The following is a 17,276-nucleotide window of genomic DNA, read 5'->3' as shown; positions in this document are numbered from 1 at the left end:
GTGAAGCAGTGCGGCACGATTTGTCTGCGGAGGTCTCTTACAGCGACGGAGCGCAAAGGCTCACCGGGCACTTTCCCGTGGGCACGAGCCTCTTGCGCGCGTTGGTCGAGCTGGGGGTGGAAATCGATGCCCTGTGTGGTGGTGCCGGCACCTGTGGCAAGTGCCGGGTGCGCGTGAGTGGCCGGATAAGTGACCCCAGTGAAGAGGAACGGGGGCTTCTCGATCCAGACGAACTTCGCGCGGGGATACGCTTAGCCTGCCAGGCGAAGGTGCTGGGGTTGTGCGCTGTGGAATCGCCAGACAGTCGCGTTCTCACCCTGCCGGCAATTCTCACCGAAGGGCGCCGAGAACAGGTGGCACCTGCCCCAAATGCCCGCGAAGTGGAATTGACCCTGCCGTCACAGAGCTTGGAGCGAAACCCCTCAGACCTTGAGGACCTGGTGGCGGCGCTGGCAGAGGCTGGCCAGTCTCGGGTGACCGTGCCCCTGGGCATGCTTCGCCTTCTCCCGGCAACCCTGCGGGAGGCCGGGCCTTCCCTTCGCGCCCACATCGTGGGCAACGAACTGGTGCACCTCTACCCCTCCGCAGTCAATCGGCCTCTGCTGGGCGTGGCGATGGACATTGGCACCACCACCGTGGTGGGCAAGCTCTTTGATCTGCGGAGCGGACGTGTGCTGGCGGTGAGTGCACGGCTCAATGCCCAGCGCGTCTTCGGCGAGGACGTGATTGCGCGCATCCAATATGCCAGTCGTTCGCATGCTGAGCTGCGGGCCCTGCAGGAGCGAGTGATTGGTGTGATTAACGAAATCGTCGCCGAGTTATGCCAGGGGCGTGCAGAACCAACCGACATTGTCGAAATGGTGTGTGTGGGCAACACGGTCATGACTCATCTGGCTCTGGGTGTCACGCCTCACTGGCTGGCGCAATACCCCTACGTGCCGGCGTTCACCAGCTCAGTCCATTGCCGGGCTGGGGACCTGGGCATTGCCATTGATGAACACGCGCATGTGTACTTCTTTCCTGGCATCGGCCGATTCGTGGGCGGCGACACTGTCGGGGTCATCATTGCCGCGGGGCTGGACGCCGATCGGCGCACTAGGCTTGCCGTCGACGTGGGCACCAACGGTGAGATCGTCCTGGGCGCGCGCGGGAGGTTGGTGGCCTGCTCCACTGCTGCCGGCCCGGCATTCGAAGGCGCGCACATTAGTCACGGCATGCGTGCGGCAACCGGGGCCATCGATCGCGTGGACCTGGTGGACGGCGACATTCGCTGCCACGTGGTGGGAGAGGCTCAGCCGCAAGGCGTGTGCGGCTCAGGATTGATCGACGCGGTGGCCGTGCTCCTTCACGCAGGACTGGTAGAGCCCAGCGGTCGCCTGCTGGCACCTGAAGAATGCCCGGCCTCGATCGCCCAGGCGTTGCGGTCCCGACTACAAAACGTAAACGGCGAGCGCGCCTTCCTATTGGCTGAAGGCGTGTTCATCACCCAGCGCGACCTCCGGGAGGTGCAGCTGGCCAAAGGAGCCATTGCGGCCGGCGCGCGCATTCTTATGCGCACGTTGAATGTGCGCACGGAAGATCTGGAGGAGATTCTCCTCGCCGGCGCGTTCGGCAACTTCCTGCGCCGTGACAATGCAATCCGCATCGGGCTCTTGCCGGCCGTTGAGCCGCATAAGGTCAGCTTTGTGGGCAATGCTGCTTGCGCTGGTGCGGAGATGGCCCTCCTTTCCACGGTGCAAAGGGAGCGCGCAGAGGCAGCGGCGCGCCAGGTCGAGTACGTGGAAATCTCGGCGATACCCGACTTTCAGGACATCTTTGCCGAAGAGATGATGTTTCCCGATGGAGAAGCGGCGGCAGGCGGGCGCTGAATGCCCTGCCCGAAAGAGAGGACGCTCATGTCCATTGTCCAAGAAAAGATTGCCCAGACAATAGCAATCCTGCGTGAGCAGGGGGTGGATGTGTGGCTGACCTTTGTCCGGGAAAGCGGCACAATGCCGGACCCATGCCTGGAGCTCATAGTCGGCACAAGCTGTACCTGGCAGTCCGCCTTCCTCATTAGCGCCAATGGTGACACGGTGGCCATTGTGGGTAGCCTGGATGTGGCCAATCAGAAGCAGCACGGCTACTACCGCGAGGTGATCGGCTATCAAGAGTCTATCCGTCCCCAGTTAGTGGAAGTGCTCGAAAGGTGGGCGCCGCGGAGTATTGCAGTCAACTTCTCCGAATCGGACAACATGGCCGACGGCCTGACTCATGGCATGTTTCTCCTTTTGCAGAAATACTTGGATGGAACCCCCTACGGGGAGCGTCTCATCTCCTCCGAGCGCATCGTTGCCGCCCTGCGCGGGCGCAAGTCTCCCAGCGAGCAGCAGGCGATCCGCCAGGCGGTGGAGCTGACCCTGCGGATGTTCGAGGTGCTCAGCCCGAAGCTGCGCATCGGCCTCACCGAGAAGGAGGTGGCGCAGCTCCTTCTGGATGAAGTGGCAAAGCACGGCGTGGAACTAGCTTGGGACCCCGAGATGTGCCCGGCGGTGTTCACAGGCCCGGAATCAGCGGGTGCGCATGCGGGTCCCACCGACAGGCGCATCGCTCCCGGACACTTGCTCAATATCGACTTTGGCATCCGCTATCAGGGTTACTGCTCTGACTTGCAGCGCACGTGGTATTTTCTGCGTCCGGGCGAAAAGGAGGCGCCTGCAGAGGTGCGGCGAGGGTTCGCCGCGGTGCGCGAGGCCATCGATCTGGCGAGCATGGCCCTGAAGCCCGGTGTGGAGTGCTGGACCGTGGATGATGTGGCACGGAGCCACATTGTCTCCTGTGGCTTCGAAGAGTACCCGCACGCCTTGGGTCATCAAATTGGGCGCAAGGCTCATGACGGTGCTGGCATCCTCTGCCCGCGCTGGGAGCGTTATGGCAACCGGCCCTACGAGCGTGTGGAGCAAGGGCAAGTCTACACCCTCGAGCCGCGCGTCACCGTGCCCGGGCACGGCATAGCCACCATCGAGGAAATTGTGGTCGTCCATGAAGACGGTTGTGAGTTTCTTTCAGTGCCCCAACAGGAGCTGTACTTGGTGGGGGCATAGCAGGAGTCATTATGGCATTGGCGATCGGTGTTGACCTGGGCGGTACCAAGATCGGGGCGGCCGTGATAGACGAAAAGGGCCGGATGGTGGGCGAACTCCTGCAGAGGCCTACTGGTGCGGAGCGGGCCGCAGAGGCTATTGTCGCAGATATCGCCCGTGTGGCAGAAGGTGCAGCGCTCGCGGCAGGTGTGAGGCTCGCCGAGGTCGAAGGCGTGGGGGTAGGAGCACCAGGCCCCCTCGACCTGGTGACCGGGACCGTGCTTACCCCTCCCAATTTGCGCTCTCTCCACCATTTCCCCCTCGCCGCTGCTCTTCAAGAGCGCGTCCAGAAGCCAGTGCGGCTAAACAACGACGGCAATTGTTTCGCCTTGGGCGAGGCGCTGTATGGCGCAGGCCGGGGCTGCGGGATTGTCTGCGGTGTGACCCTGGGGACCGGATTCGGCGGGGGCATCGTTATCGAGGGGGCGCTGCTGAACGGGGCCACAGGAACTGCGGCCGAACTGTGGATGTGCCCTTTCAAGGACGGCCGCTTTGAAGACTATGGTTCTTCGCGAGGTCTGGCTGCTGCCTACGCCCGCCTCACCGGGGCTCGGGTACCCCCGAGCGAAGTCTTTCTCCGCGCTAAACAAGGCGAAACGCAAGCCCTCCAGGCATGGCAAGACTATGGTGCGGACTTGGGGGTGATGCTCTCCTACGTTGTGAATACTCTTGATCCAGACGTCGTGGTGGTGGGCGGCTCGGTGAGCGAAGGGTGGGAATTCTTCTGTCGCCATCTGCTCGACTCCCTGCGGCAGCACGTCAATCCCCTGCCCGCGCAACATGTGCAAGTTCGCAAGGCGGCTTTAGGGAACCTTGCCGGAGTGGTGGGGGCTGCGGCGCTCGTCTGGCAACACAAGGAGGAAGGAGGGTGATCCTCCAGGCGTACGTGCTCAGCCCCTTTGCTACCAATTGCTATCTGGTCGGGTGCGAGGAAACCCACACGGGAGCCATCATTGACCCGGGGGACGAACCCGAGCTTCTGGTGGCCGAGTTGCAACGTCTTGGCCTCCGTCTCAGAGCGATTCTCCTCACGCACGGCCACATCGATCACGTTTCTGCCGTCCCGGCGATTGCAAGAAAGACTGGGGCCTCAGTCTACGCCCATCGGGGGGAAGCAAAGGTGTTGGACACCCTGTCGCTGCAAGCGCGGCTGTTTGGCCTTCCTGAACCGGAAGCGGTGGTGGTGAACACTTGGTTGGCAGACGGTGACGAGCTGGAAGTGGGGAGTCTGCTCTTCCGTGTGGTGCACACACCAGGGCATACCCCGGGAAGCATCTGCTTTCTCCACGACCACGTGCTCTTTTCTGGCGACACCCTCTTCCGCGAATCAGTTGGACGCACCGATCTCCCTGGCGGTTCATATCGCGACTTGAGCCGCTCAATCAAGAACAAGCTGCTTGTTTTGCCTGATGAATTCCGTGTGCTCCCTGGTCATGGCGAGGCCACCACGATCGGCGACGAACGCCGGCTTAACCCATACCTGTAGTTCGACCTGCTGCCTCGAAGGAAAAACCACTTGTATATTGAGCGGGAATTTGCTATAATTAGCCCGGTTCTGAGGCGGTCGCTTGTGGTGGAAGGACTGAATGGTAGGACCCTGGAGAATAGCAAAGCTTTTTCACGCAGTGGCGAACCACATTCCGCACTAACCCTCAGGGAGCCAAAGTGTCAAGATGGCTCCCTTTTTGTTGGGCGAAGGAGAGCAACGCAACTCGGAGGCGATGGCGCGATGGTGGAAACCCAGGCCGTGTTAACAAAAGCGAAGGTCGTATTTCGTGAGGATGAATGCAAGGGGTGCGGGTTATGCATTGCCGCATGTCCAGTGAAAGTGCTCTATGCGCAGGCAAAATTGAACCGCATGGGGTATCATCCCGCCGGGTACAAAGGGGAGGGGTGCACTGGATGCGGTATCTGCTTTTATGCTTGTCCTGAACCGGGTGCCATCACGGTGTACAAGAAGGGATACGTGGGGGAGGAGGGGGAAGTCAATGGCTAAGCAGCTGATCAAAGGCAACGAGGCAGTGGTGAAAGGCGCGATCCTGGCGGGCTGTCGCTACTTCTTCGGCTATCCAATTACGCCCGCTTCCGAAATCGCCGAGGCCGCTGCCTACTACATGCCGCGTGTTGGCGGCACATTCCTTCAGGCGGAAAGCGAGATCGCTTCCATCAACATGGTGTATGGGGCAGCTTCAGGCGGGCAACGGGTCATGACCGCCTCCTCCAGTCCGGGCATTAGCTTGAAGCAAGAGGGCCTGTCCTACGCCGCAGGTGCGGAGCTGCCGCTGGTGGTGGTGAATGTCAATCGCGGTGGCCCTGGACTGGGCAACATTGCCCCGGAGCAGAGCGACTACAACCAGATGGTCAAAGGCGGAGGGCACGGCAACTACAAGCTCATTGTGCTCGCGCCCAATTCGGCACAGGAAATGTGCGACCTCACGATGCTGGCGTTTGAGCTGGCGGATAAGTACCGCAACCCGGCTGCGCTCCTGGTAGATGGTTTCATCGGCCAGATGATGGAGCCGGTGGAGTTTCCGCCGCCGGTCACCTCTCTGCCGCCCAAGGACTGGGCCCTTCACGCAGATGATGAGGACCAATTCCGGCTGGTGACCTCGATCGAGCTGGAGCCGGAGATCCTGGAGCGCCACAACAAAAAGCTCCAGGCTAAATACGCCGAGATCGAGCGTCATGAGGTGCGCTACGAGCCCTACCAGGTGGATGAGGCGCGCCTTGTGGTCGTCGCCTATGGGATCGTCTCACGGGTGGTGCAATCGGCAGTGGACCTACTTCGTGGTCAGGGGAAGAGGGTGGGGATGCTGCGGCCCATCACCTTGTGGCCTTTCCCGAAGCAGGTTCTGGCTGACCTGGCGGCACGCGTTGAGCGACTCTTGGTCATCGAACTCTCCAATGGACAGATGGTGGACGATGTCCGTTTGGCAGTGATGGGAAAGTGCCCGGTCGAGTTCTACGGCCGCATGGGAGGCATGGTGCCTACTACCGAGGAAGTGCAGCAGGTCATTCTGAACTACATCGAGGGCTGACCATGGCGGAGAAAGTGCTGAGGAAAGCCAGTTCGTTTTATAAAGTCTACGAACGAAAGACGGGGGCGGACAAGCTAACCACTCACTATTGTCCAGGGTGCGGACACGGCATCCTGCATAAGCTCATTGCCGAGGCGCTGGATGATTTTGACCTCCGGGATCGGACGATCATGATCAGCCCGGTGGGATGTAGTGTGTTTGCCTACTACTATTTTCGCACCGGCAATATCCAGTGTGCGCACGGAAGGGCTCCGGCGGTAGCCACCGGGATCAAGCGGGTGCATCCACAGAGCATCGTGATTAGCTACCAGGGAGACGGGGATCTGGCCGCCATCGGCACGGCCGAGATTGTGCACGCGGCCAACCGCGGCGAGAAAATAACTGTCTTTTTCGTCAACAACGCCATTTACGGTATGACCGGGGGCCAGATGGCGCCCACCACGCTGATTGGGCAAAAGACCACCACCTCGCCGCGGGGTCGTGACGCGGCCAACGAGGGGTACCCGATCCGCGTGTGCGAGCTCTTGGCAACCCTGGAGGCGCCCGTGTACATCGAGCGGGTGGCGTTGACCGATGCCAAGCACATCGCCCAGGCGCGACGCGCAGTGCGCAAAGCCTTGCAGGTGCAGGCCGAAGGCAAAGGCTTCTCGTTGGTGGAAGTCCTCTCTGCCTGTCCCTCTGGGTGGAAGATGGCCCCAACCGAGGCGGTGCGTTGGATCGAAGAACGACTCCAGAACTACTTCCCCCTTGGCGTGTACCGGGACAGAAGCGAGGAGATACCCGCCACTCCGCTTGCGCCTCGAGCGTTTGTAAGCGAGAATCTGGCTGAGCTGCTGGAAATCCCGGTTGGCCCTTCTGCCCACGCCGAAGCGCTTGTCTTGCCCGCGGAACGCTACCGGAATCCGCGTCTGAAAATTGCTGGCTTTGGTGGACAGGGGGTTCTCTTGCTGGGTCTGGTACTGGCCGAGGCAGGCATGCGCGCCGGGTACAACGTCTCATGGATCCCTTCCTACGGGCCGGAAATGAGGGGCGGCACTGCCAACTGCCACGTCAACCTTTCCACGTTGCGTGTTGGTTCACCGGTGGTGTCGGTGCCGACGGTGCTCATCGCGATGAACCTGCCGTCGCTTGACCGGTTCGAGCCTGAGGTAGAGCAGGGCGGGCTCATCATCTACGACAGCTCGCTCATTGACCGGTCGGTGCAGCGCACTGATGTGGAAGTGCTCCCCTTGCCCGCGACAAAGATGGCCGACGAGTTGGGCAACACGCGCGTCGCGAACATGGTGGCCCTCGGGGCTTACATAGGGTTTACGGAGATTCTGAGCGAGAAACAGGTGCTGGCAACTCTGCCCGAAGCCATCAAGCGGAAGGAACTCCTCGCCATCAACGAAAAGGCGGTCCAGGCGGGGTTCCAGTACGCGCAGGAGTTTCGGAGCAGGAACTGAGCTCGACTGGGGAAGGCCTGGCTCAGAGGGAACTCTTCGGGGGGGACAGATCGCAGGTGCGGGTTATCCCCGTCTGAGTGCTGTGACGGGGATTTTTCGCTATGGTTTGACCCATTGAAGGTAGATGGCGGTTATTGACAAAGACGTCTTGGAGCAGCGGATACTGCCCCACGTCACCAAACCAGGCCGTTACCTGGGCAATGAAGTGAACGTGGTCCGCAAGTCATTTGCCGATGCAGAACTGCGGGTTGTGCTCGCTTTTCCCGATGTGTACGAAATGGGGATGTCCTATGTCGGCTTTGACATCCTCTACCATCTGTTGAACCGGGAGCCCTGGTTGGTGGCCGAGCGGGTGTATGCGCCATGGACGGACATGGAGGAAGCCCTCCGCCGGGAGAAGATGCCCCTCTTCTCCCTGGAGTCCCGGCATGCGCTAGCGGACTTTGACATCGTCGGCTTCACGCTCCAGTACGAGCTCCATTACACGACTGTGCTTAGCATGCTGGAGTTGGGGGGAATTCCAATCCGGGCCGCGGAACGCCGAGAACTCACCCCCTTGGTGGTGGCAGGAGGGCCGTGCGCCTTCAACCCGGAGCCCATGGCCGATTTTGTTGATGCGTTTCTGATTGGGGATGGGGAAGAGGCATCTTTGGAAATTGCCCGGGTTGTCCTTGCGGCTAAGAGGGAGGGGCTTTCGCGCGAAGAGGCGCTTCTCCGCCTGGCAGAGGTGCCGGGGGTCTATGTGCCGCGGTTCTATGAGCCGACGCCGGGCTCGGTTCCACCCACTCGTGCGGTTCGCCCGTTGGATGGCCGCGTGCCCGAGAAAATCCAGGCGCGCGTAGTGGAAGAGCTGAAGTCTGAGTACTACCCCCAGGCGCCGTTAGTGCCACTCATCGGCATCTCCCATGACCGCTTGACCATCGAGGTGATGCGCGGCTGCACGAGAGGGTGCCGCTTCTGCAACGCCGGCTTCATCTACCGCCCGGTGCGGGAGCGCAGCGTGCAGGACATCCTGAACCAGGCGCAAGCGGGGATCGAGCGTTCTGGCTTCGAGGAGGTTTCCCTGCTGTCGCTCTCCACCTCCGACTACAGTCAGCTGCCCCAACTCTTGGAAAGGCTGAGCGCTGCGTTCAAGGACAAGATGGTGAACGTCTCCTTTCCGTCCATGCGGCCAGAGCACTTTACCAGTCAGCTGGCGCAGTTCGCCAAGGGGGTGCGGAAATCTGGGCTGACCCTGGCTCCTGAAGCCGGCACCGCGAGGCTACGGGCGGTGATCAACAAAACCAACACCAACGAAGACCTCCTTCGTGCCGCCGAGCTGGCGTTCAGCGAAGGGTGGACGGTTATCAAGCTGTACTTCATGGTTGGACAGCCCACCGAGACGGCCGAGGACCTGGACGGCATTGCCGAGCTCATCAACCAGGTGGCGAGAGTTGCCCGGCGGCATGGTCAAGGAAACAAGGTGAATGTGTCGCTCTCGCCATTTGTGCCCAAGCCACACACGCCCTTTCAGTGGGAAGAGCAGTGCGACCGGCGGACGATGGAGGACAAGATCCAGCACATCTGCCGGAAGGTGCAGGCAAAGAACGTCCACATTAGCTGGCGCGATGCGAATGTGGCCTGGCTTGAGGGGGTGCTCGCGCGTGGGGATCGGGCCTTGGGCGCGGCAATTGAGCAGGCCTGGCGCGCCGGCGCACGTCTTGAGGGGTGGTCGGAGCTCTTTGACGTCAGAGTGTGGGAAGAGGCTTTTGCCCGCATGGGGATCGATCCCGAGGTTTATCTTGGGGCGCGGGCGCTCGATGCGCTTTTGCCCTGGGACCACATCGACAAAGGGGTGAGTAAGCGTTTTCTGGTGAACGAGCGCCTGAAGGCGGCGAGGGCCACTCCTACGGAAGATTGCCGCCTTGACCGGTGTCATGCCTGTGGCCTCATGGAGCACGTCGCATGCCAAAAGGTGATGGGGAAAAAGCCGACGGTCGCGCCCATCGCGCAAGACGCTAAAGCAGGCCTTTACGGCCGAGGTCGAAAAAGGGCTGTGGCTGCGAGCCAACCGCCCGTGCCGCGGGTCATGCGTATGCGCTATCGCAAGCGCGGTTTGGCGCGCTTTCTCTCCCATCTGGACGTGGTCCGTGTATTCGAGCGTGCGTTCGCACGAGCGGGGGTTGAGCTGGCTTTCTCCCAGGGCTTTAACCCAAGGCCAAAAATCGCCTACGGACCAGCCTTGGCGGTGGGGCATGAGAGCGAGGCGGAATACTTGGACTTCCAGTACCTCCACGCGCCGCAGGCCAACTTGGCCGCACTGGTGGGGGCGGAGCTACCGGAAGGGCTGGAGGTGATGGAGATGCGACCGCTGTACGGCAAGGGGAGCTCGTTGAACGCGCTGATCACCCAAGCCGAGTACGTGGTCACCTTCCCCAATGGGGCTCCAGCGGATGATCTGGCCAAGAGGATCGAGGCCCTTCTGGCGCGAGAGACAATTCGCGTGCAGCGGCAGAAGGCGGACGGGACCGTCGAGGTGGATATCAGGCCCTTCGTGCGGCGCATCGAGGTCCGGGCAGATGGCCAGGAGTTGTTTATTGTGCTGGGCCTGGATAATGGCAAGACCGCACGCGTTGAAGAGGTGGTGGCGGCGCTGCTTGATTGTCCCGAGGCAGCCCTGCCCCCGATGCGCGTTCTGCGAACGAATCTGGCTATCAACTTTGGCGAAGTAGCTCGCACTCCACTGGAAGTGTGAGGAGCAGAAAACGCCGCGGCCCCGCGCGCTCGGCAATTGAGCCCTCTTGCACAGCAGCCCCTTGTGGCGAGGTCGTTAGCGCCAAGTCCAGGCACGCTGCGGCTTGCCCGCGTGAGGCAAAAGGTAGCCCGCCGGTCGTCTCTCGGTCGGCGCTCGTGTATCCCGCGCCGATGCACCGCACGGGGAGGAAGTTGGCCGTGTCGAGCGCCGAGGCTCCTGGATGGAAGGCAACACAGGCTGGGCACGTGCGAAGCTTGCACTTGACCAGCGGAACATTAGGATAGAGGATATGAAGAAGGACATCATCATAAACGCAGCAACGAGCGAAACGCGCATCGCCATTCTCGAGGACGGCCGGCTGGTGGAGCTGTTCATCGAGCGGCCGGAGAGCGAGAGGATGGTAGGCGATATCTACATAGGCCGCGTCGTCAATGTGGTCAAAGGGATGGACGCCGCCTTTGTGGACATCGGACTGCCGCAAGATGCGTTCTTGCACTTTTCCGACGTGGGTGAAACGATTCGTGCCTACGATTCGGTCATCGAGGTCAGGCGTCGGAGCAAAGAGCGTCGCCACGCCTACAGTGGGCCATCAATCCGCGAGGGGCAGGAGCTTCTGGTGCAGGTGACCAAGGAGCCCATCGGTAGCAAGGGTGCGCGCGTCACCACCGAGCTTTCTTTGCCCGGCAGATTCCTGGTATTGGTTCCTGACGATCCGATGATCGGCGTCTCGCGCAAGATTGCCAATGTGCGCGAGCGCAACCGCCTGAAGAAGCTTGCCAAGCGCATCTGCCCAGAGGGATTCGGGCTCATCGTGCGCACGGTTGCGGAAGGCAAAAGCGAAGAGGTATTGCGCAACGACTTGGAAGGGCTCCTCGCCTCCTGGGAGAAGCTCAACCAAAAAGCGAAGCGGATGAGCCCCCCGGCTCTGGTACACAAGGACGTAGGGATGGCCTCCAGCGTGATTCGCGACCTGTTCACCAGCGATATCACCAGCCTGGTAGTCGACTCCAAGAAGCTTTACAAGGAGATTGTGGCCTATCTTAAGGACGTGGCGCCCTCGCTGGTCAACCGTGTCCAGCTGTACACGAAGAACCAGCCGATATTCGATGCCTACAACATCGAGACCGAGATCGAGAAGAGCATTGCCCGCAAAGTGTGGCTGAAGAGCGGGGGCTACATCATTGTGGATCACACCGAGGCCATGGTGGTCATCGACGTGAACAGCGGCAAGTACTTGGGCAAACGCGACCACGAGCAGAACATCCTCAAGATCAACCTCGAGGCTGCCAAGGAGATCGCCCGTCAGCTGCGGCTCCGGGACCTCGGGGGGCTCATCGTTATCGATTTCATTGACATGACGGACGAGAAGAACAAGCAGCGCCTGTACAACGAGTTCATGCAGGAACTGAAGAAAGATCGGGCCCAGGTCAACGTTGCCCCGATCAGCGAGTTCGGCATCATAGAAATGACGCGCGAGCGCATCCGTCCTAGCTTGCTCTACGCCCTGAGCGAGCCCTGTCCCACCTGCGAGGGAACCGGGCGGGTGATCTCCAAGACCACTGTGGCCACCCAGATAGAGCGCTGGTTAAAGCGCTTCCGCTCGCAGAGTCGCCTGCGCCGCCTGGAACTACGCGTCCATCCGGCTATGGCGGATTTCTTGGAGAGCGGGTTGGTGAGTAGGATCAGACAGATGATGTGGCGCTTTCGCGTGCATATTGCCGTGACGCCCGAGCCGAGCCTGCCCCTCAACGAGTTTCGCGTCATCTCCAAGAAGACCAACGCGGACATCACCGACACATTTAAGGCTTGACAAAGAGGCTCCGATTTGCTATATTTGCGTGCCTTTCTTTGGACGACAATGAACCACGGAGGTTCCTTTTCATGTACGCTATCGTAGACATAGCAGGAAAGCAGTTTCGGGTAGAACAAGGTGCTGAGGTCATTGCGCCACGTGTCGATGCTGAGGTCGGTGCCACTGTGGACTTGGGTCAGGTCTATCTCTTGGCCCGCGAAGGGGAGGTGCGGGTCGGGACGCCAACGATTGAGGGGGCTACGATTCAGGCCACGGTAGTGGCGCACGGCAAGGGGCCCAAGGTGATCGTGTTTAAGAAGAAGCGCCGCAAAGGGTACAAGGTCAAGAAGGGGCACCGGCAGCCGTTTACGCGGCTGAGAATTGAGAAAATTGTCGCCGCCTGAGGCGGCTTGGGAGGAGGTTGGTAACATGGCGCATAAGAAGGGTGTTGGGAGCTCTAGAAACGGACGCGACAGCAACCCGCAGATGCTGGGAGTGAAGCGTTTTGATGGTCAGTTTGTCACTGCTGGCAGCATTTTGGTCCGCCAGCGCGGGACGCGCATCCACCCAGGAGCAAACGTGGGCATCGGCAGAGACAATACGCTTTTTGCCCTCACGGACGGGACCGTCAAGTTTGAGCGTCGCGGCAGAGCCAAGAAAGTGGTCAGCGTCTACGCCTGAACAATGACGCAGAGAGCGTAGGAGGTGGGCTCCTTAAGGCAAAGGCCCACCTTTTTGTTTGTCCACAGTCGGTGACGCTAAGCGAGAGGAGGGACCCACCATGAAGATCACGTGGCTTGGTCATGATGCCTTCTTGTTTGAGACAGACCAAGGGGTGAAGGTCCTCAGCGACCCCTATGTGGCCGGTTCCTACGACGGAGCAGTGGGGTACAAGCCGATTACGCAAAAGGTGGACGTGGTCTTTGTGAGCCATGACACCCACCCAGACCATGCTGGGCACAAAGGTCTTCCCGGGGCACCCCAGGTTGTGCTTGGCGCCGGCACACACGAAGCCAAGGGAATCAGCTTCAGAGGCGTAGCCACTTTTCACGACAAGAGCGGGGGCAAAGAGCGTGGCCGCAACACGGTTTTTGTCATGGAGGCCGATGGCCTGCGCATATGCCACTGCGGCGACCTGGGGCACACCCTCTCGCCTGCGCATGTGCAGGAGATCGGCCCTGTGGACATCCTCTTCGTACCAGTAGGGGGCTTTTTCACCATCGACCATAACGAGGCCTGGGAGGTGGTCACCGCCCTCAAGCCAAGAATTGTGGTGCCCATGCACTACAAGACCGATGTCCTGGGGTTCCCCTTGGCCAAGGTGGATGAGTTCCTCAAGGGGAAGAAGAACGTGGAACGAGTCAAGGGGAGCAGCTTCGAGGTGACGAAGGAGACGCTGCCCACGGAAATGAAGATTGTGGTCATCGAGGAGCACCTGCTATGAGAGAAATCCACGTGGACCAGGTTGTCAAGACCGTTGCGGAGCTCTGTATTGCCGCTAACTACGAGCTGGACGAGGACGTTATCGAGAGCTTTAGGCACTTCCGGGAGAAGGAGGAGTCGCCCACTGCCCGTGCCATCCTGGACCAGCTCATCGAGAATGCAGCTATTGCGCGCGAGGGCCTGTTCCCTATGTGCCAGGACACCGGCTTTGCCGTGCTCTTTGTGGAGATTGGCCAGGAGGTGCACATTGTTGGCGGCGACCTGTGGGAGGCATTAAACGAGGGGGTGCGCAAGGGCTACGGCGAGGGTTATCTGCGCAAGTCGATTGTGGCCGACCCGTTGCGGCGGGTCAACACCAAAGATAACACGCCGCCCGTGGTATGGACGGAAATCGTGCCAGGGGACAAATTGACTATCACTGTGGCCCCGAAAGGGGGTGGCAGCGAGAACATGAGCGAAGTGCGGATGCTTCGGCCCGCAGACGGCGTGGAGGGGGTGAAGAACTTTGTCGTCGATCGGGTCAGTCGTTCTGGCGGCAACCCCTGCCCGCCGGTAATCGTGGGGGTAGGGATTGGCGGCACGTTCGACAAGTGCGCCTGGCTGGCCAAGAAAGCCCTGTTGCGTCCCATTGGACAGCGTCACCCTGACCCGTTCTACGCAGACATGGAAGTGGAGCTCTTGGAGCGCATCAACAGGCTGGGGATTGGACCACAGGGCCTGGGTGGACGGACGACGGCGCTGGACGTGCACGTGGAGGTTTACCCCTGTCACATCGCTTCGCTGCCGGCGGCGGTGAACATGCAATGCCACGCCGCGCGCCACAAGACGGCGGTCATCTGAGGCCAGACATCGGAAGCCACCAACGCGTGAGGGAAGGTCATATGGCAGAGGCAATCAAGATTACCACCCCGTTGACCGATGAGCAGGTGGAAAAGTTGCGGGTAGGGGATAGCGTGCTGATCACCGGGGTCATCTACACCGGCCGGGATGCGGCCCACAAGCGCCTGGTGGAGCTTTTGGCCGAGGGCAAGCCGCTGCCTTTCGACGTAAAGGGGCAGCTCATCTACTACGTCGGCCCCTCGCCCGCCCGGCCTGGGATGCCCATCGGCTCGGCAGGACCAACGACAAGCTACCGCATGGACCCCTATGCCCCAGCCCTCATCCGCCAGGGGCTGAAGGGGATGATCGGCAAGGGCGAGATGGGGGCCGAAGTAGCTCAGGCGCTGCAGGCCCACAAGGCGGTCTATTTTGCCGCGGTGGGCGGTGCGGCCGCCCTCATCGCCAAATCGATCCTCAAGTCTGAAGTGGTCGCCTATGAGGACCTGGGTGCAGAAGCCATCCAACGTCTTGAAGTGAAAAACTTTCCCGCTATCGTGGCCCAGGATTGCCACGGCGGCAACATCTATCGCGAGGGGCGGGCAAAGTATGAGGTGAAGTGACGTGGGCCGCACTGAGGGCCATCGGAGGACACAATAGGACTCGAAGGCCGGCTCCTGGTGAGCCGGCCTTTTCTGCCTCAATGCACGGCGCTCTCACCGGAACAACCGCGACCGACGGTTTTCCTGCACGCTCGAAAGTCGAGATCAATCAGTGCTCAATACCGGGGGTGAATTTGCCCCGCTTCCGCGGGGCTCCCAGCACCCCTAAAGATGGGTATGGAGGCCCGATCCCACCTTCCGTCCACGTATGCATACATCAGTAGCACCTAGGGCACATCCGACAAGCACCGCCTAGCCCCCGCAGAGCCATGCCTCAGGTTCACCAGGACCAGCCAGAGGACCTCAGCACTTTGTTCTGCACACAGGCGCGAAACTCTGGGATTGAGCTCAAAGAGGGCAAAGGAACTCACCCTATGTGGTTTTGCGCCTCTGTGCCTCCTCACCGTGCCGCTTCCCCCCGCAGTGCACGCGCTATTTACGTTGAGCTGGCTCGAGCGTGAACACCACAATCTCCGGCGGGCAATTGAAGCGGGCAAAGACCGAGCCTGAGCCAACACCGGTGCTTGTGTACCCGAGCATCCCCTCGTGCCGCCAGAAGCCGCGGTGAAAGTCCATAGGTGCGCGCATGTTCTTCACCAGGGAGCCAATGCCGGGAATCAGAACTTGCCCGCCGTGAGTGTGGCCGCAAAGGTACAGGCTCACGCCCGCCTTGGCCGCCTCCTCATACGCCTCTGGCGAGTGCGCAAGCAGGATGACGCACTCGCCAGCGGGAACCTCACTGAGCGCCGATTGTACGTCGTGGGCGCGATACAGGTGGGGGTCGTCCACCCCTGCCAGCCACAGGCGTTGGCCAGAGCGAGCGAACGTGTGGGCACGATTGTCGAGCATCTGCACGCCCAACGAACTTAGCCCCTCAATAAGCCGCGCGCTGTCATGGTTGCCGCGCACGGCAAAAACCCCCTCACGCGCCTTTATCGCCGCGATGACAGGCTCAAGCAACCGGAGGGCGAAGCTTGGGTCGCCAAGAATGCGCCGCCGGAAGTCCCCTGCCAAGCAGGCTACGTCTACCCTGAGGTCAGCTATCTTTTTCAAGACCACCTGTTGTAGCGCAGGGTCCTGGTCGATGTGCAAGTCGGACATGAAGAGGATCGTGAAGCCGGAAAAGGGCGACGGGAGGGTAGGTAGCTCCAGGGTCTCATGCCTAACGCAGATATTCAAGGCGTTGCGGCGCCCCCTGCTGCCCAGCCCGAGGAGAGGAAGCACGACCCTGCCCGGATGTAAAGATGCCTTCAGGTCCTCCACCCACAATGTGAATTTCCCCGGCCTATTGCCTCGCACGTTCGGACCTTTTCCGCGCTATTTGGAGAGGAGCAACCGCACGGCCATGTAGATCATAAAGATGGCCAACCCCTTCTTCGCGTACACGGCAGGGAGACTGGCGATGATGGTGGCACCGATCACGCCACCCAAGATGCCACCGATTGCCCCAGGGATGACAATGCTCATGTCCACATTGTGCAGAGTGACGTGGCGAATGGTCGCGGCAATGGAAATGGGGATGATGATCGATAGGGAGGTGCCGATTGCAGTGTGTGGTTCCACATTCATGAATAGAACCATTACTGGCACCATGAGCGCGCCGCCACCGATGCCGAATGCCCCACCCAGGATGCCCGCTGCCAGACCTAACAAGGCAAAGTAAAAGCTCTGCATACTCTCTGCTCCTTGGTTCCGTTCTATTCCCGCTCAAGTGCCTGTGACGGGGCAAACTGCCGAAGCCCCTCCGCTAGCTCGCGCAGGCGCGCATCGACCCGTGCGTTGACAGTACCCTCGGGGAAACGGCCGTCAGGCCCGCGTTCCCCTGCAGGCACCCCGGTAAGAATCGTAATGCCCTGATCGATGGTGTCGACCGGATAGATGTGAAACTTGCCTTTCTTGACTGCTTCGACGACCTCTTTGTGCAGGGCCAGGTCCTGCACATTCCGCCTGGGGATGATGACCCCCTGCCGACCGGTAAGCCCGCGCACCTTGCACACGCGGAAAAAGCCCTCAATCTTTTCGTTGACCCCGCCGATGGGCTGAATCTCGCCCTTCTGATTCACCGACCCAGTCACCGCAATGTCCTGCCGCAAAGGAAGATCTGCCAGGCTGGAGAGCAGGGCATAGATCTCGGTGGACGACGCGCTGTCGCCGTCTACACCGCTATAGTTCTGCTCGAAGCAGATGCTGGCGCTCATGCTCAAGGGCTTGTCCTGGGCGAACT

At 60.8% G+C, this 17,276-nt stretch carries 17 protein-coding genes; 14 read left to right on the top strand and 3 right to left on the bottom strand.

The window, feature by feature from the left end; genetic code table 11:
- The first annotated feature begins 8 nt into the window (after window positions 1-8).
- From ONB25_07945 to ONB25_07880, 14 genes are all read left to right on the top strand, one after another.
- Window positions 9-1,868: an ASKHA domain-containing protein gene (locus tag ONB25_07945; GenBank protein MDZ7392808.1), complete on the top strand. Its 1,860-nt coding sequence runs from the start codon at window positions 9-11 to the stop codon at window positions 1,866-1,868.
- A 27-nt stretch (window positions 1,869-1,895) separates the two neighbouring features.
- Window positions 1,896-3,083, top strand: coding sequence for a Xaa-Pro peptidase family protein (locus tag ONB25_07940; protein MDZ7392807.1), 1,188 nt, complete (start codon window positions 1,896-1,898; stop codon window positions 3,081-3,083).
- A gap of 11 nt (window positions 3,084-3,094) precedes the next feature.
- The gene (locus ONB25_07935) at window positions 3,095-3,994 is read left to right on the top strand and encodes an ROK family protein (GenBank protein ID MDZ7392806.1); all 900 of its coding nucleotides are present in this window, start codon (window positions 3,095-3,097) and stop codon (window positions 3,992-3,994) included.
- Window positions 3,991-4,608: an MBL fold metallo-hydrolase gene (locus ONB25_07930; protein ID MDZ7392805.1), complete on the top strand. Its 618-nt coding sequence runs from the start codon at window positions 3,991-3,993 to the stop codon at window positions 4,606-4,608. Before ONB25_07935 ends, ONB25_07930 begins: the two co-directional genes overlap by 4 nt.
- A gap of 243 nt (window positions 4,609-4,851) precedes the next feature.
- Window positions 4,852-5,118 (top strand): 4Fe-4S dicluster domain-containing protein, encoded by a 267-nt coding sequence (locus ONB25_07925; protein ID MDZ7392804.1) that lies wholly within the window; start codon window positions 4,852-4,854, stop codon window positions 5,116-5,118.
- Window positions 5,111-6,160, top strand: a complete 1,050-nt coding sequence (locus ONB25_07920; GenBank protein ID MDZ7392803.1) for a 3-methyl-2-oxobutanoate dehydrogenase subunit VorB — start codon at window positions 5,111-5,113, stop codon at window positions 6,158-6,160. The genes ONB25_07925 and ONB25_07920 overlap by 8 nt, the downstream gene beginning before the upstream one ends.
- A 2-nt stretch (window positions 6,161-6,162) precedes the next feature.
- Window positions 6,163-7,605, top strand: coding sequence for a 2-oxoacid:acceptor oxidoreductase family protein (locus ONB25_07915; GenBank protein MDZ7392802.1), 1,443 nt, complete (start codon window positions 6,163-6,165; stop codon window positions 7,603-7,605).
- Window positions 7,606-7,729: 124 nt separating this feature from the next.
- On the top strand, window positions 7,730-10,339 hold the full coding sequence (locus ONB25_07910; GenBank protein ID MDZ7392801.1) for a TIGR03960 family B12-binding radical SAM protein: 2,610 nt from the start codon (window positions 7,730-7,732) through the stop codon (window positions 10,337-10,339).
- A gap of 289 nt (window positions 10,340-10,628) precedes the next feature.
- Window positions 10,629-12,149, top strand: a complete 1,521-nt coding sequence (locus ONB25_07905) for an Rne/Rng family ribonuclease (GenBank protein ID MDZ7392800.1) — start codon at window positions 10,629-10,631, stop codon at window positions 12,147-12,149.
- A gap of 71 nt (window positions 12,150-12,220) precedes the next feature.
- Window positions 12,221-12,535, top strand: a complete 315-nt coding sequence (gene rplU / locus ONB25_07900; protein ID MDZ7392799.1) for a 50S ribosomal protein L21 — start codon at window positions 12,221-12,223, stop codon at window positions 12,533-12,535.
- A 25-nt stretch (window positions 12,536-12,560) separates the two neighbouring features.
- Window positions 12,561-12,812, top strand: a complete 252-nt coding sequence (gene rpmA / locus ONB25_07895; protein MDZ7392798.1) for a 50S ribosomal protein L27 — start codon at window positions 12,561-12,563, stop codon at window positions 12,810-12,812.
- Window positions 12,813-12,912: 100 nt separating this feature from the next.
- A complete protein-coding gene (locus tag ONB25_07890; GenBank protein ID MDZ7392797.1) occupies window positions 12,913-13,575 on the top strand; it encodes an MBL fold metallo-hydrolase in 663 nt (220 codons plus the stop codon).
- The gene (locus ONB25_07885; protein ID MDZ7392796.1) at window positions 13,572-14,414 is read left to right on the top strand and encodes a fumarate hydratase; all 843 of its coding nucleotides are present in this window, start codon (window positions 13,572-13,574) and stop codon (window positions 14,412-14,414) included. The genes ONB25_07890 and ONB25_07885 overlap by 4 nt, the downstream gene beginning before the upstream one ends.
- Before the next feature lie 41 nt (window positions 14,415-14,455).
- Entirely contained in the window at window positions 14,456-15,013 is a 558-nt protein-coding gene (locus ONB25_07880) for a Fe-S-containing hydro-lyase (GenBank protein MDZ7392795.1), read from the top strand.
- Window positions 15,014-15,484: 471 nt separating this feature from the next.
- On the opposite strand, the gene ONB25_07875 is transcribed toward ONB25_07880, so the two are convergent.
- The 3 genes from ONB25_07875 to ONB25_07865 all read right to left on the bottom strand — a co-directional run.
- Entirely contained in the window at window positions 15,485-16,276 is a 792-nt protein-coding gene (locus ONB25_07875; protein MDZ7392794.1) for a metallophosphoesterase, read from the bottom strand.
- A gap of 93 nt (window positions 16,277-16,369) precedes the next feature.
- A complete protein-coding gene (locus ONB25_07870) occupies window positions 16,370-16,726 on the bottom strand; it encodes a TSUP family transporter (protein MDZ7392793.1) in 357 nt (118 codons plus the stop codon).
- A gap of 23 nt (window positions 16,727-16,749) precedes the next feature.
- On the bottom strand, window positions 16,750-17,276 hold a 527-nt coding region (locus ONB25_07865; GenBank protein MDZ7392792.1), incomplete at its 5' end, for an ATP-dependent protease.

The sequence above is a fragment of the candidate division KSB1 bacterium genome, assembly GCA_034506335.1.
Taxonomy (GTDB): domain Bacteria; phylum Zhuqueibacterota; class Zhuqueibacteria; order JANLFK01; family Oleimicrobiaceae; genus Oleimicrobium.
The sequence above is the reverse complement of the archived record's forward strand: the minus strand, read 5'-3'. Positions and strand labels throughout refer to the sequence as shown.

Excerpts from the sequence above, each read along its gene's own strand:
- rplU (MDZ7392799.1), top strand. The coding sequence starts at position 12,221 with ATGTACGCTATCGTAGACATAGCAGGAAAGCAGTTTCGGGTAGAACAA.
- ONB25_07890 (MDZ7392797.1), top strand. The coding sequence starts at position 12,913 with ATGAAGATCACGTGGCTTGGTCATGATGCCTTCTTGTTTGAGACAGAC.
- ONB25_07870 (MDZ7392793.1), bottom strand. The coding sequence starts at position 16,726 with ATGCAGAGCTTTTACTTTGCCTTGTTAGGTCTGGCAGCGGGCATCCTG.
- ONB25_07915 (MDZ7392802.1), top strand. The coding sequence starts at position 6,163 with ATGGCGGAGAAAGTGCTGAGGAAAGCCAGTTCGTTTTATAAAGTCTAC.
- ONB25_07920 (MDZ7392803.1), top strand. The coding sequence starts at position 5,111 with ATGGCTAAGCAGCTGATCAAAGGCAACGAGGCAGTGGTGAAAGGCGCG.
- ONB25_07910 (MDZ7392801.1), top strand. The coding sequence starts at position 7,730 with ATGGCGGTTATTGACAAAGACGTCTTGGAGCAGCGGATACTGCCCCAC.
- ONB25_07880 (MDZ7392795.1), top strand. The coding sequence starts at position 14,456 with ATGGCAGAGGCAATCAAGATTACCACCCCGTTGACCGATGAGCAGGTG.
- ONB25_07935 (MDZ7392806.1), top strand. The coding sequence starts at position 3,095 with ATGGCATTGGCGATCGGTGTTGACCTGGGCGGTACCAAGATCGGGGCG.
- ONB25_07905 (MDZ7392800.1), top strand. The coding sequence starts at position 10,629 with ATGAAGAAGGACATCATCATAAACGCAGCAACGAGCGAAACGCGCATC.
- rpmA (MDZ7392798.1), top strand. The coding sequence starts at position 12,561 with ATGGCGCATAAGAAGGGTGTTGGGAGCTCTAGAAACGGACGCGACAGC.
- ONB25_07940 (MDZ7392807.1), top strand. The coding sequence starts at position 1,896 with ATGTCCATTGTCCAAGAAAAGATTGCCCAGACAATAGCAATCCTGCGT.
- ONB25_07885 (MDZ7392796.1), top strand. The coding sequence starts at position 13,572 with ATGAGAGAAATCCACGTGGACCAGGTTGTCAAGACCGTTGCGGAGCTC.
- ONB25_07925 (MDZ7392804.1), top strand. The coding sequence starts at position 4,852 with ATGGTGGAAACCCAGGCCGTGTTAACAAAAGCGAAGGTCGTATTTCGT.